Origin of the sequence: Methylocapsa sp. S129 (assembly GCF_009765995.1) — a bacterium.
Lineage (GTDB): Bacteria > Pseudomonadota > Alphaproteobacteria > Rhizobiales > Beijerinckiaceae > Roseiarcus.
In genome coordinates this window covers 87,262-101,465 of sequence record NZ_LMUI01000023.1, presented here as the reverse complement: position 1 = coordinate 101,465, position 14,204 = coordinate 87,262, and the positions used below count along the sequence as shown (strand labels likewise).

Genomic DNA, 14,204 nt, shown 5'->3' with positions numbered 1-14,204 from the left:
CGCAAACGTCGGATCGTTCAAGATCGTCAGCGGCCAGGGTACCAATATGCCGCCTGCGCCTTGGTGCGGTCCACCACGACGAACTGATTGGCGAAGACGCGATAGGGATAGCTCCATTCGCCGTCTGGCCATTGCACGCGGATTTCCGCGCGCTCGGCGGTGCCCAGGCCTACATGCACCCAGCCTGCATGGCCCGAGGCGTCGCCGCCGCCAACCTGGATCGTCCGCATCATCGTGCGCGTTCCTGTCTTGACCGCGATTTTCGCGCCGACCGCATTGCGATTGGGATTAGGCTCGCTGAGGCGGATTTCGCTCCAATTGCCCATCGGTCCGGGCGGACCATCGTCGACCTTGGCGCCGAGATTGCGAAAGAGGCTGGCCGGCGCGCCCCGATTGACGACGAGAATATCCAGCTTGCCGTCGAGATTGAAGTCGGAGATGAGCGCGCCGCGTCCTTTTCTGTTCAGCGCGATCCCCGCCTCCGCGCCTGCCTCCGCGAACTTGCCGTTCCATTGGCCAAGAAGCAGATTGTTGGGATCGAAAGAAGCAAAATCGGGCATTTGCTCGACATTGCCTTTGGCGATGAACAAGTCGAGCAGGCCGTCATTGTTGAAATCGGCAAATTCGCTATGCCAACCGGTCGAAGGCTTCTGGTCGCCACCCGCGTAAGGGATATGCGCGGTCGCGCCGCGCTCGCCGGCGATGTCGCGATAGACCGGCGCCTCGCCCTTGCCGCTCTCTTCGGCATCCAACTTCTGCAGCTTCGTGTCGCCCATCGAAGTCAGCGCATATTCGGGATAACCGTCGCCGTCGATGTCGCCTTCCGCGATGCCCATACCGAAAATCGAGACATGCCGCCAGCCGTCGGCGCGCCCATAAAGCTTGGGCGTTTTGTCCGGTTCAATCTTCCACATCTGCTCTTCGCCGCCGCGATAATATTGTCGATCGTTGGAGACGCGCAGCGACGCCGTGCCCGACTTGTTCCAGTCGGTGAATAGCATCGACAGCGCGCAAAAGCCTGGGGCCAGCGGCGTGCGCACCGAATAGTCCGGCTTGTCGCCGGGCTGCGGGCGGTAAAGCGAATTCTCCTCGCAGGTGCCCCAAGGCGATCCCGGCGCGTGCCTATCGACATAATGGCCGATCGCCAGCGTGGGGAACTTTTGACCAGGCTCCCACTCAGCGGCGAACGCGGTCGTCCAGCCGGGATCGCCGTCAAAACCCCATTCTTTATTGGCGATCGTGAAAGAGCAGTCGGGGCCGCCTTTCAGCAGAAGATTGCCGCCGACCCTCAGAACGAACATATCCATATGGCCATCGCCGTCGATATCGATGGGATAGGCCCCGATAATTCCTTCAAGCTCGTGATGGCCGGTATCGAAGGTGAGCGGCTTCTCTTCGAAGCGAAGCGGGCCGCCCGCCGTCGACTTATTGACGAAGAGCTTGGCGGGATTTTTGCCGCCGGCCAAGAAAACGGATGGAAAACCGGACCCGTCGCAATCAACCGCCGCCCCTCCGCCGCCGACGAAGAATTCCCATGGCCCGTCATAGACGCTGTTAAGGTCGGCCGCCGCCGCCTCTTCATGCATGATCGGAATGTCGCCGAGCGGTTTTTGCGGCGCATCCTCGGCGCGCGCGGGCGCGACGCAAAACATGACGAAGGCGATAGCCGACACGAAAAGGACGCACGCGCTTGCCTGCTTTCGCGGAAAGCGCAAACGCCGGTCGTTTGAAGGAAAGTCTGTCATCACGGCGCCTTGATTTCCAGGGAGCGCAGAAAGGCGATGACGTCATCTCTCATCTCCTTATCCGCCCCCAGATAGGCGTCGCGTGCAAAACGCGCTTCGCCGCCATGGGCGCGAATGATTTCATCGAGCGAGCGGAAATCGCCGCGGTGACCATATGGCGCCGTCGAGCCGACCCCCCAGAGCCGCGGCGTCAGGAACACATCGCGTTCGACAAAACGTTGCGCCTGCAGTTCATTGCCGAGCGCATTGACCTGCGCGTCGACCATCAGGTGACGCTTGAGATCGCTGAACAGCGGAATCAGCCATTCGCCCTTTTCGTTCTTTTGCAATTGGCTGGCGAAAGGCATTTTTGACAGATCAATTTGGATCGACCGCTCGGTCTCCGATGCGCGCAGGGTGCCGGCCATGTCATAGGGCGCGGGGTCGGTAAAGGTCAGCGATTTTAGGGGTAGCGTCGCGATATGGCAGCTCGCGCAACCCAACGCTGTGAACTGCTTGGCGCCTTCGTCCGCGGCGATGCGCCAGTCGTCCGGCAGATCCTGCTTGACGGTGGGCGGCGGCAGGCTCGCCTGAAATGCGACAAGCGCGGAAATATCGCCCGGCGTCACGGCGTCGGGCACGCCGCTTTCAGAGAAATCATGCGTGCCGGTCCAGCGCACGCCGAACCGCTCGGTCGCCTCCATGCCGTGATGGATATTCATCGCGTTGATTGTGAACTGACGTATCGAAGCGAAGACGCCTTTGCGGCTGAACGGGCGCAAGACGAGATCGGCGTCGACGCCCTCTATTTGATCCAGATCGACGATGCCGTCGGGATGAGCAAGGATCGAACCGAAGCGCACGCCTTTCGCGACGAGGTCGGCGTGTATGTCCTTGCCGCCCACCCGCGCCTGTTTGACCGCTTCGTCGCGCGCGCGCTGTAGATCGGCGGTCATTTCGCGAGCCAGCAGTTCGATCAATCCCGCGCCCATCAGTGCGATCGTATGGCGTTCGCTGGAAAAAGTCGGATCGGTATTGTCGAATGCGGCGCTTTCGAATCCTTCGGAGACGAAGACATTGGCGACGAAATCCGCGCTGCCGCCCGTGATCGGATCATTGTGGCAGCCAGCGCAGGAATTGGAATCGGGGCCGCTGGTGCGGCTGAACGGCGGGTTCGTACCAGTCTTTCGTTTGGTGGGGACAATCGCTTGGGTTGCTTTAGGACGGCCGGCGCCGTCCTCAAGGGTAAATTTCGCCTTGAACAATTGGCGCCCGCGCTCGATCAGCGCGGGAAGCGCCTCCGGCCCTGCTTTGGCGACAGCGTCGAAATCGACGTGGGATGTGAAGACTTTCTCGTCCCAACTCGCGCTGTGGACTTGGCCGATCGCGCCAGAAACCACGATCGCAACTCCGGCCGCCATCGCCGCCTTTTTCATTCGCGGCGCCCTCCCTCTAAATCTCGGGTTCTTTTTGGCCGTCGGCCTGACCCCGTCTCTTCCGGAATAGAAAACCCGATATTTGTCGCGCCGGCAAGCCGGGCGCCCGTTATTTATGCGTGATACAAAAAAATTATTTTTTGAATGTCATCAGTATATTGACAGCGATGGCCGGTACAAGCAGTGTCGGATCGCGCGATCAACGCGCCGCCGTGCTAATTGGCCGGTTGCTTAAATTGGGCGCGTCTATTGACGTCCGCGCCCTTCGAGGGGAGGAAAACCTATGAGGAATGCGCAGACACGCGCCTTCGGGGCGGCGCTATTAGGGTTGACAAGCGCGCTGCTTCTCAGCGCCTCGGCGATGCCGGCCGATGCCGCCGGCAAGAAGATCGCTGCGTCCTGGAAGACTTTCCAGGAAGAGCGCTGGAAGACCGACGACGCCGCCATCAAAAAGGTGATTGAGGCCGCCGGCGACACCTATATCTCGGCGGACGCGCAAGGCTCCGCCGCCAAGCAGGCGTCCGACATCGAAGCCCTCATCGCGCAGAAGGTCGACGTCATTCTCGTCGTCGCCTATGATTCGGACGCGATTCTGCCCTCGATCAAGGCGGCCAATGACGCCGGCGTGAAGATGATCGCCTATGACGTGCAGTTCGAGGATCCGAACTCGCTTTACATCACCTTCGACAATATCGGCGTCGGCCGCCTGATGGCGCAGGAGGTCCTGAAGGCCAAACCGGCGGGCAACTACGCTTTCATCAAGGGCGACAAGGGCGACCCGAACGCGACGTTCCTCTTCAGCGGCATCACGGAAGTTCTGAAGCCGGCGATGGACGCCGGTAAGATCAAGAACGTTTGCGAGACCTTCACCGATGGGTGGAAGCCCGACAACGCCCAGAAGAACATGGAGCAATGCCTGACCAAGCAGAACAATAAGGTCGATGCTGTCGTGTCCGAGAACGACGGCATGGCCTCTGGCGTGGTCGCAGCCCTCAAGGCGCAGGGTATGGACGGTCAGGTGCCGGTTTCTGGTCAGGATGGCGATCTTGCCGCCATCAACCGCGTTGCGCTCGGCACGCAGACTGTGTCGATCTGGAAGGACAGCCGCGTTCTTGGCAAGGCGGCCGCCGAGGCCGCGATCGCCATCGCGGACGGCAAGAAGATCGCCGATCTTCCGGGAGTGGCGAAGTTCAACAAGGGCAAGAAGGGCGTGGAGATGAACTCCATCCTGCTTCCCCCCGATCCGATCACCAAGAACAATCTCGGCGACGTGATCGACACCGGCTGGATCAGCAAGGACAAGGCCTGCGCCGGCGTCAAGCCCGGTACTGTCAAGGGCTGTGGCTGAGGATGACGTGAGAAGCTGGTTGCAAAACCGGTTTCCGTCTGCATGATTGACCGCGCGGCTCGTAAGAGCCACGCGGTTAATTTATTCCCCTCCCCCGGTTCGTGGTGGGATGGGATAAGAAGACAATGCCGGGGAGGCGAGAATGGCGAGCGTGGCGGACGCGAAGCCCAGCCCTATGATGGCGCAAGAAAGTCCGGTGCAGCGCTTTTTCCGGGCGACCGAGATTGACACCCGCCTGTTGGGCATGATCGGCGCGCTGATCCTCATTTGGCTTGGTTTTCAGGTCGTCGGCCAGTGGCTCACCGGCGATGGCGTGTTCCTCACCCCCCGCAATCTCTGGAACCTCTCTGTCCAAACCTCGGCTATCGCGATCATGAGCACCGGCATGGTGCTCATCATTGTCATGCGCCACATCGATTTGTCGGTGGGGTCGATGCTGAGTTTCATCGGCGTCGTGACAGGCGTGGCGCAGGCCTATTGGCTGGCGCCCACGCTGGGTTCGGACCACCCGGTCATTTGGATCATCGCTGTTGTTATTGCGCTCGCCCTTGGCGCTGCTCTTGGAGCCTTCAATGGTTTCCTCGTCGCCTATGCGGGCATTCCCTCCTTTATCGTCACGTTAGGCGGCTTGATCGTTTACAATGGCGCCGCCTGGTGGGTGATCCGCGGCGAGACCGTCGCCCCCATGGACAGCCGCTTCGAACTGATCGGCGGCACGCCGAGGGCGGCTTGGATTGGCGCTACGGCAAGCTGGGCGCTTGGCGCGGTCGCTTGTCTCGCCATTCTGGTTGGAATTCTTTCTAACCGAGCCGCTCGGGCTCGGTTCCGGTTTCCGCAACGCCCGATCTGGGCGGAATTGTTTCTGGGGATTGTCGGTTGCGCCCTTTCACTGGGCGCCGTCTTCGTCGTCAACTCATACGCCTGGCCGCCAAAGGTTGCCGAGGCCTATGCCAATGAACATAACATCCAAATACCTCCAGAAGGGCTCAATTTTTCGCACGGTTTCGCCATTCCTGTACTGATCGCGCTCGGCGTCGGCATCGTGATGACCTTCATCGCCACCCGCACCCGATTCGGTCGGTATGTCTACGCCATCGGCGGCAATCCCGAGGCGGCCGAACTGGCGGGCGTCAATACTCGCAAGATCACGCTGCTGATGTTCATGCTGATGGGCATGCTTGTGGCGATTTCGGCCTGCATCACCGCCGGGCGGCTTGACGCCGCGTCGAACTCCCTCGGCCAATTCGACGAGTTGTACGTGATCGCGGCGACCGTCATTGGCGGCACCTCCCTGGCGGGTGGCGTCGGCACCATCTATGGCGCCATGCTTGGCGCGCTGGTGATGCAATCGCTGCAATCGGGCATGACGCTGCTTAACTTCGATAGCGCCGTGAAGGACGTAATCGTTGGATCGGTATTGGTGTTCGCGGTATGGATCGACCAGCTATACCGCCGCCGGAAGACATGATCGAGGCTCCGATGGAAACCCAAGCCGCGCCTGCCAATGACGCGAGGCCAGCTCCGCTCGTGGAATTGCGCGAGATCTCCATCGCCTTCGGCGGCATCAAGGCCGTCGACCGGGCTTCCATTGACCTCTATCCCGGCGAAGTCGTTGGCCTGCTCGGTCACAATGGCGCCGGCAAGTCGACGCTGATCAAGGTGTTGTCGGGCGCCTATAAGCGCGAGCACGGCGTGATTTTGATCAACGGCGAAGAAGCGGCGATCAACAATCCACGCGACGCCAAGGCCTATGGCATTGAGACGATTTACCAGACGCTCGCGCTCGCCGATAATGTCGACGCCGCCTCGAACCTATTTCTGGGGCGGGAAATCCGCACACGCTGGGGCACACTCGACGACGTGGCGATGGAATCGCAGGCGCGAGAGGTTATGGGGCGGCTCAATCCGAATTTTCGTCGCTTCAAGGATCCTGTTAAATCGCTTTCGGGTGGGCAGCGCCAGTCCGTCGCCATTGCGCGCGCCATTCATTTCAATGCGCGCATCCTCATTATGGACGAGCCAACCGCCGCCCTCGGCCCGCAGGAAACGGCGCAGGTCGGCGAACTCATCAAGCAATTGAAGGCGGAAGGCATCGGCATTTTCCTCATCAGCCACGATATCCACGATGTGTTCGATCTGGCCGATCGCGTCGCCGTCATGAAGAACGGTCAGGTGGTGGGCGCCGCCAGAACAGAGGATGTCACCAAAGACGAAGTGCTCGGCATGATCATCCTTGGCAAATGTCCGCCCGGCGCGATTCCGGGCCCGGGCGCGCTGCGCGCCAATTGAAGGTCCTAATCCTCCAGCGTTTCGCGCAACGCGCTGAGCCGCGAGAGTTGTTCGAGAAAAAGCTTTTGTTCCTTCGGCGAGCCGATCAAAGCGCTGATGCGCGCCTCGTGGGCGGCGCGGATCGCATGGAACTGTTCAATGACCGACTGCCCCGCTTTGGTCAGATAGAGCGCATTGGCGCGGCGGTCTGCGGCGACCTGACGACGCACCACCAGCTTTCGCCTTTCGAATTCGTCGATCAGTTTGACGAAATTCGATCTCTTGATCGCTAGGGATTGCGCGATCGCCGCTTGCGACGAGCCCGGGTTGCGATCGATCGCGGTCAACACCCCATATTGGGATGGGCGAATGTTATGGTCGGCGAAAGAGCGGATGAAATCGTCGAAGACGGCAAGCTGCGCGCGCCGAAGCTGATAGCCTATAAGCGCGACGAGCGCGGATAAATCGATCGGTCCGCCGGTCTCGAGCTTGGCCGCCTCGTCCGTATCGCTCGGCATTCTGGCTCCCCTCAATCGCTTGGCCCGACTTGCAATCTGGCGGCGGCTTTGCCTCAAGATCGCCAAGCGCTATCGCAATTTAAATGACTTTCAAAGGGAAAGCGCGTCGATGCGACGCCCTTCTGGGCGCGCCGAAAAGCTCTTGACGCTTGCGGCGCGCCTCGCTAGGTTCCGCAAATCAATAGACTTTGGACGAGAGCTACTGTGACTTTGACCCTTATTGTATCCTTGGCGCTGGAGACGGGACAGGCTTAGAGCTTGCGATCCCGGATCTGGCGCTACCCGAAGGCCCGAGAGGGCCTTTTTTATTGCCTGCAATTCCTCGCCCGCCGCCTTTGATTTAAATGGGAAAAGTCGCGGCATTCCCTTGAACCGTACGGAGCACCAAGATGTCGAAGCAGATGACCGGCGCTGAAATGGTCGTCGAGGCGCTCAAAGATCAGGGCGTGGACGTTCTGTTCGGCTACCCCGGCGGCGCGGTGTTGCCAATTTACGACGCGATCTTTCATCAGAATAAATTGCGTCATGTGCTCGTGCGCCACGAACAGGGCGCCGCTCATGCGGCCGAAGGCTATGCGCGCTCGACAGGGAAGGTTGGCGTGCTGCTGGTCACATCGGGACCGGGAGCCACCAATGCGGTCACAGGCCTCACCGACGCTTTGCTCGATTCGATCCCGCTTGTGTGCATCACCGGGCAGGTGCCAACCCATCTGATCGGTTCGGACGCCTTTCAGGAATGTGACACGATTGGCATCACCCGTAGTTGCACGAAGCATAATTACCTTGTGCGGCGTATCGAGGATCTGCCGCGCATCCTGCACGAAGCTTTCTATGTCGCCACCAGCGGGCGACCGGGCCCTGTTGTGATCGACATTCCCAAGGACATCCAGTTTGCGACCGGCGCTTATACGTTCCAGAAGAACATCCAGCACAAGACCTATCGGCCGCAAGTGAAGGGCGATCTTGGACGCATCAAGCAAGCCGTCGAGATGATGGCCAAGGCGCGCAAACCGGTTTTCTATACCGGCGGCGGCGTCATCAATTCGGGGCCGACCGCCTCGACGCTGCTGCGCGAAATCGTGCGTTTGACCGGTTTTCCCATCACCTCGACCCTGATGGGGCTTGGCGCCTATCCCGCCTCCGACAAGCAATGGCTTGGCATGCTCGGCATGCATGGCTCGTTCGAGGCCAACAATGCGATGCATGATTGCGACCTGATGATCTGCGTGGGCGCGCGATTCGACGATCGCATCACCGGGCGTCTCGACGCCTTCTCGCCGCATTCGAAGAAGATCCACATCGATATCGACGCGTCGTCGATCAACAAGAACGTCAAGGTCGATCTCGGCATCGTCGGCGATTGCGCTCATGTGCTGGAGGACATGGTGCGTCTGTGGCGCACCAGCGCCGCCAAAGCCGACCCGGCGGCGCTCGTCAAATGGTGGGGGCACATCGATCACTGGCGCGCCCGGAATTCGTTCGCGTTTCGTAACTCCAACAAAATCATCAAACCGCAGCACGCGGTGCGCAGACTTTACGAATTGACCAGGGATCGCGACGTTTACATCACGACCGAAGTCGGTCAGCACCAGATGTGGGCGGCCCAGCATTTTCATTTCGACGAGCCCAATCGCTGGATGACCTCGGGCGGCCTGGGAACTATGGGCTATGGCTTGCCGGCGGCGATCGGCGCGCAGATGGCCCATCCCAATTCGCTGGTCATCGACATCGCGGGCGAAGCGTCGATCTTGATGAATATGCAGGAAATGTCGACGGCCGCGCAATATCGGCTGCCGGTGAAGATCTTCATCTTGAACAATCAATATATGGGCATGGTGCGCCAGTGGCAGGAATTGCTGCATGGCGGACGCTATTCCGAGAGCTACACGGAATCGCTGCCCGATTTCGTCAAACTCGCGCAGGCTTATGGCGCCCATGGCATCCGTTGCAGCGACCCCGCCGATCTCGACGCCGCGATCAAGGAAATGATCGATACGCCCCAGGCGGTCATTTTCGATTGCCTCGTCGATCAGAAGGAGAATTGCTTTCCGATGATTCCGTCGGGCAAAGCGCATAACGAAATGCTGCTCGCCGATCTCGGCGACGACGCCGGCATCGAAATCGGCAGCGTCATCGATGAGAAAGGCAAGATGCTGGTGTGAGGCCTTTTCCAATCCTTCTCCCCGCTGCGCGGGGAGAAGGTGGCGCGCAGCGCCGGATGAGGGGCGGCGCCAACCTTCGAAGGCACCCGATGCGCACCAGAGATTTGCCAACAACCGCTCGCGCGCAAACGCTGCGCGCGGTCTCGACCGATGCCGAGTGCAAGCTTTGGTTCCGCTTGCGCAATCGCCGTCTGAACGGCGTGAAGTTCGTAAGGCAGGCGCCGGTTGGCCCATACTTTGCCGACTTCGCCTGCCGTGAGTCGAAGCTCATCGTCGAGCTTGACGGAAGTCAGCATGCCGACAGCGCACACGATGCAAAGCGTGACGCTTTTCTTCTATCGCAGGGCTATTCTGTCTTGCGCTTCTGGAACGCCGACGCGCTTCGCGCAATCGACAGTGTATGCGAGACAATCTTCGCCGCGCTCGAAGGGAAACTTGAACCGTTCGAACGTTTTAAGACGCCAACGCCAGACGTCGGCGTTGCCCCTCATCCGGCGCTTCGCGCCACCTTCTCCCCGCAGAGCGGGGAGAAGAGATTAATGCAACAGGAAGCAGAAACATGAACGCTCCCGCTACGCCGCCCTCTCCTTATTCCTCCGCGATCGGCAAATCGAACGCCGAGAGTCACACGCTTTCGGTGCTGGTCGATAATGAACCTGGCGTTCTGGCGCGGGTTGTCGGCCTGTTTTCGGGACGCGGCTTCAACATTGAAAGCCTGACGGTCGCCGAAGTCACACATGAGACGCATCTGTCGCGCATCACGATCGCCACCTCCGGCACGCCCGAGGTGGTTGAGCAAGTCCGTCATCAGCTTGAACGCTTGGTGCCGGTCCATTCGGTGACCGATTTAACTTTGACAGTGCGGGCGATCGAGCGCGAACTGGCGATGGTCAAGGTGCGCGGCAAGGGCGAAAACCGCGTCGAGGCGCTACGCCTAGCCGAGGCGTTTCGCGCCAAAGTCATTGACGCGACGATCGAAAGTTTCATTTTTGAACTGACGGGCGCGCCGCGCAAGATCGATGACTTTGTCGAACTTATGCGTCCGGTCGGCCTCGTCGAAGTTTCGCGCACCGGCATAGCCGCCATTTCGCGCGGGCCCGAGCCGATCTGAGGGCGGCTGTCGCTAGCGATCTCCAGGTAAAGCTGGAAAACCGCGCGTCTTGCATTTGGCCGCCGGACGGCACAAATTCAGGCCGAAGCGGAACCAATCCGCATCCGCCCGATTCGGGCGGCGGGAGAGGTCATGGATCGCGTTCCTTTTGATTCGCCGGCGGCCGCTCTATCCGACATTTCGCTTGGCGACCGTTTCGATCTGACGAAATCGCCGGTGTTGCTGAACGGCGCGCAGGCGGTCGCGCGCCTGCTTCTTGCGCAAAAAGAGCGCGACCGCCGCGCGAAGCTCAACACGGCCGGCTTCATCTCCGGCTATCGCGGTTCGCCGGTCGGCGGCCTCGATCTGCAATTCACCCGCCTCGCCAAGCTCTTTAAGGCGAACGATATCCATTTCGAGCCGGGCCTCAACGAGGAACTCGCCGCCACCGCCGTCTGGGGCGCGCAACAGGCGGAGATGCGTGGCGAGGGGCGCTTCGACGGCGTTTTTTCGCTCTGGTACGGCAAGGGACCGGGCGTCGACCGTTGTGGCGACGTCTTCCGCCACGCTAACCTCGCAGGGACTTCGCCCCATGGCGGCGTGCTCGCTTTGATGGGCGACGACCATACCGCCGAATCCTCGACGACGGCGCATCAGTCCGAATTCGCCTTCGTCGATGTCATGATGCCGATCCTGTCGCCGGCGGGCGTGCAGGAGGTGCTCGATTACGGCGCGCTCGGCTGGGCGCTCAGCCGCTATGCCGGCGTTTGGGTCGGCCTGAAATGCATCAAGGACACGATCGAATCGACGGCTGTCGTCGACACGTCATTGGATCGCGTCACGCCGATTGCGCCCGCCGATTTCCCGATGCCGCCGGGCGGCCTGAACATTCGCACGCCCGACGGCATTCTCGAACAGGAAGCACGCCTCCAGGAGCATAAGCGCGCCGCTGTCGTCGCCTGGATCGCCGCCAACAAGCTCAATCGCATCATCGCGTCGGGCGGCTCGGACGCCAAGATCGGCATCATCACGCTCGGCAAATCCTATCTCGATACGAGACAAGCGCTCGACGATCTCGGCATTGATGAAATCAAGTGCAATGAGCTTGGGCTGCGCCTCTACAAGCTCGGCTGCGCCTGGCCGATCGAACCTGTGGCGTTGCGCGAATTTGCGCGCGGTCTTTCGCTCATCATCGTCGTCGAAGAAAAGCGCTCGCTGATCGAAGTGCAGGTGCGCGAGGAACTTTATGGCGAGCCGAACCAACCGACTTGCATCGGCAAAAAAGACGAGGCCGGAAACTGGTTGTTCCCCGTTAAAGGCGCGCTTGATCCCAACGATATCGCCATTGCGATCGGCGAGCGCCTGTTGAAGTTTCATCCGAGCGATGAGCTAGCCGCGCGCGTCGCTCATGTCAGACGTTCGCAGGCGGCGCTTGCCGATATCAAGGAGGTTGCGGCGCGCACGCCCTATTTCTGTTCGGGCTGCCCGCATAATCGTTCGACGGTGATTCCCGAAGGCGCGCGCGCCTATGCCGGCATCGGCTGCCATTTCATGGCTCAATATATGGACCGCGGCACCGATGGCTTCACGCAAATGGGCGGCGAAGGCGCCAATTGGATTGGCGAATCGCATTTTTCCAAACGCGGGCACGTCTTCCAGAATCTAGGCGACGGCACCTACAACCATTCGGGCGCGCTCGCGCTGCGCTGGTCGATCGATTCGAAAGTCAACGTCACTTACAAAATCCTGTTCAACGACGCCGTGGCGATGACGGGCGGCCAGCGGCACGAAGGCGGCCTCAACGTGCCGCAGATCGCCCGGCAGGTCGCCGCCGACGGCGCCAAACGCGTTGTCGTCGTCGCCGATGACATCAGCAAATATCCGACGGGGACCGATTGGCCGGCCGGCGTGACATTGCGTGCGCGCGACGATCTTATCGCGGTCGAGAAGGAACTCAGCGAGGTCTCCGGCGCCACCGTGCTGATCTATGACCAGACCTGCGCCGCCGAAAAGCGTCGGCGCCGCAAGCGCGGCGAATATCCCGATCCCGACAAGCGCGTCATCATCAATGAACTCGTTTGCGAGGGCTGCGGCGATTGCGGCGTCAAATCCAATTGCGTCTCAATACAGCCGCTGGAAACCGAATTTGGCCGCAAGCGTGCGATCGACCAGTCGAGCTGCAACAAGGATTTCTCCTGCGCCGATGGCTTCTGTCCGTCCTTCGTCACAGTCCATGGCGCAAAACCGAAAAGAATCGTCGGCAAAGCTAAAGCCGCGCCGCCGAGCCCAGAGCCGGTCCGGCGCGAGATCGGCGACAAGCCCTATTCGATCATCGTCACCGGCGTCGGCGGCACCGGCGTCGTCACGATCGGCGCGATCATCGGCATGGCGGCGCACCTCGAGGGCAAAGGATGCGGCATGATCGACATGGCGGGCCTTGCGCAAAAGGGCGGCGCTGTGTTCAGCCATGTCAAACTGGCCCGAAAGCCGGAAGACATCCACGCCATTCGCGTGGCCGCCGGCGACGCCGATCTCATTCTGGGCTGTGATCTCGTGGTGTCGGGCGCCAAGAAAGTGCTCGCCGCTGTGCGCGGCGTCGAGACCGGGTTCATCGTCAACAGCGCCGAACTGTATCCCGGCGATTTCACCCGCAATGCCGATTATTCGCTGCCCGGCGAACGCCTCAAACGCTCGATCAGCGCGGCAAGCGGGGGCGGCGCGAAATTCGTCGACGCGACGGCGGCGGCCAATGCGCTTGTCGGCAACGCGATCGGCGCGAATATGTTCGTGCTCGGCTACGCCTATCAGGCCGGCTATGTGCCGGTTTCCGCCGAAGCGATCCGTCGCGCCATCGAGCTTAACGGCGAAGCGGTGGCGATGAATCTCGCGGCGTTCGATTGGGGCCGCGCGGCTGCCGCCGATCCGGCGACGGTTGGGGCTAACCTTCGCAGCGGCGCGGAGACGGCGCCTGTGGACGAACAAAGCCTGGAGGCGATTGTCGCGCGCCGCGCGGGGTTCCTGATGTCTTATCAGAACGCCGCGTATTCTGGGCGCTACAAGCAGATTGTTGCGCAGGTTGCGGACGCCGAGACCAAACGCGCGCCGAATGCGACGGGCCTTGCAAAAGCTGTGGCGCGCAATCTGTTCAAGCTGATGGCCTACAAGGACGAATACGAAGTTGCGCGACTCTATACCGACGGCTCGTTCCAAAAGCAGGTCGCGCAAGCCTTTGAAGGCGATTTGCGGTTTGAATTTCATCTCGCGCCGCCGCTGCTCGCTCGCAAGGATTCGGTAACGGGCGAAGCGAAAAAGATGAGCTTCGGACCGTGGATGATGAAAGCGTTTCAGCTGCTCGCGACGCTACGGTTCTTGCGCGGAACGAAGTTCGATATCTTCGGCTATAGCGAGGATCGGCGCGAAGAGCGCGCGTTGATTGCCGATTACGAGGCTTTATGCCGCGAACTGGTCGTCGGCTTGACGCCGGGCAATCACGCGATCGCGCTCTCTCTCGCCGCGCTGCCCGAGAGAATACGCGGCTATGGGCATGTGAAAGCGCGGAGCGTTGCTGGCGTGCGCGAGGAATGGGATCGCCTGCTGGAGGCTTGGCGCGCGCCGCCGGTTCAGCGGCAGGCCGCAGAATAGCCGTGGCATGCTCCAA

General features: G+C 60.9%; 10 protein-coding genes. 7 read left to right on the top strand and 3 right to left on the bottom strand.

Going from position 1 to position 14,204, the window contains the following annotated elements:
- Window positions 1-26: 26 nt before the first annotated feature.
- Both GSQ90_RS15075 and GSQ90_RS15070 read right to left on the bottom strand, forming a co-directional pair.
- Complete coding sequence (locus GSQ90_RS15075) at window positions 27-1,673, bottom strand: CRTAC1 family protein (protein ID WP_371418383.1); 1,647 nt, start codon at window positions 1,671-1,673, stop codon at window positions 27-29.
- Window positions 1,674-1,744: 71 nt separating this feature from the next.
- Window positions 1,745-3,160, bottom strand: a complete 1,416-nt coding sequence (locus GSQ90_RS15070; RefSeq protein ID WP_158815667.1) for a di-heme oxidoredictase family protein — start codon at window positions 3,158-3,160, stop codon at window positions 1,745-1,747.
- A gap of 283 nt (window positions 3,161-3,443) precedes the next feature.
- Here GSQ90_RS15070 and GSQ90_RS15065 point away from each other — a divergent pair, with 283 nt between their 5' ends.
- From GSQ90_RS15065 to GSQ90_RS15055, 3 genes are all read left to right on the top strand, one after another.
- Window positions 3,444-4,508 (top strand): substrate-binding domain-containing protein, encoded by a 1,065-nt coding sequence (locus GSQ90_RS15065; protein ID WP_371418382.1) that lies wholly within the window; start codon window positions 3,444-3,446, stop codon window positions 4,506-4,508.
- 142 nt (window positions 4,509-4,650) lie between these two features.
- Window positions 4,651-5,976, top strand: coding sequence for a sugar ABC transporter permease (locus GSQ90_RS15060; RefSeq protein ID WP_158815666.1), 1,326 nt, complete (start codon window positions 4,651-4,653; stop codon window positions 5,974-5,976).
- Between the two features lie 11 nt (window positions 5,977-5,987).
- Complete coding sequence (locus GSQ90_RS15055; RefSeq protein ID WP_158815665.1) at window positions 5,988-6,797, top strand: ATP-binding cassette domain-containing protein; 810 nt, start codon at window positions 5,988-5,990, stop codon at window positions 6,795-6,797.
- Between the two features lie 5 nt (window positions 6,798-6,802).
- On the opposite strand, the gene GSQ90_RS15050 is transcribed toward GSQ90_RS15055, so the two are convergent.
- Window positions 6,803-7,294 (bottom strand): MarR family winged helix-turn-helix transcriptional regulator, encoded by a 492-nt coding sequence (locus GSQ90_RS15050; protein ID WP_158815664.1) that lies wholly within the window; start codon window positions 7,292-7,294, stop codon window positions 6,803-6,805.
- 389 nt (window positions 7,295-7,683) lie between these two features.
- Between GSQ90_RS15050 and GSQ90_RS15045 the strand changes: the two genes are divergently transcribed.
- From GSQ90_RS15045 to GSQ90_RS15030, 4 genes are all read left to right on the top strand, one after another.
- Entirely contained in the window at window positions 7,684-9,456 is a 1,773-nt protein-coding gene (locus GSQ90_RS15045) for an acetolactate synthase 3 large subunit (RefSeq protein WP_158815663.1), read from the top strand.
- Between the two features lie 89 nt (window positions 9,457-9,545).
- The gene (locus GSQ90_RS15040; protein WP_158815662.1) at window positions 9,546-10,019 is read left to right on the top strand and encodes an endonuclease domain-containing protein; all 474 of its coding nucleotides are present in this window, start codon (window positions 9,546-9,548) and stop codon (window positions 10,017-10,019) included.
- A complete protein-coding gene (gene ilvN / locus GSQ90_RS15035) occupies window positions 10,016-10,567 on the top strand; it encodes an acetolactate synthase small subunit (RefSeq protein ID WP_158815661.1) in 552 nt (183 codons plus the stop codon). Before GSQ90_RS15040 ends, ilvN begins: the two co-directional genes overlap by 4 nt.
- Before the next feature lie 132 nt (window positions 10,568-10,699).
- Window positions 10,700-14,188, top strand: a complete 3,489-nt coding sequence (locus tag GSQ90_RS15030; protein WP_158815660.1) for an indolepyruvate ferredoxin oxidoreductase family protein — start codon at window positions 10,700-10,702, stop codon at window positions 14,186-14,188.
- The last annotated feature ends 16 nt before the right edge of the window (window positions 14,189-14,204 follow it).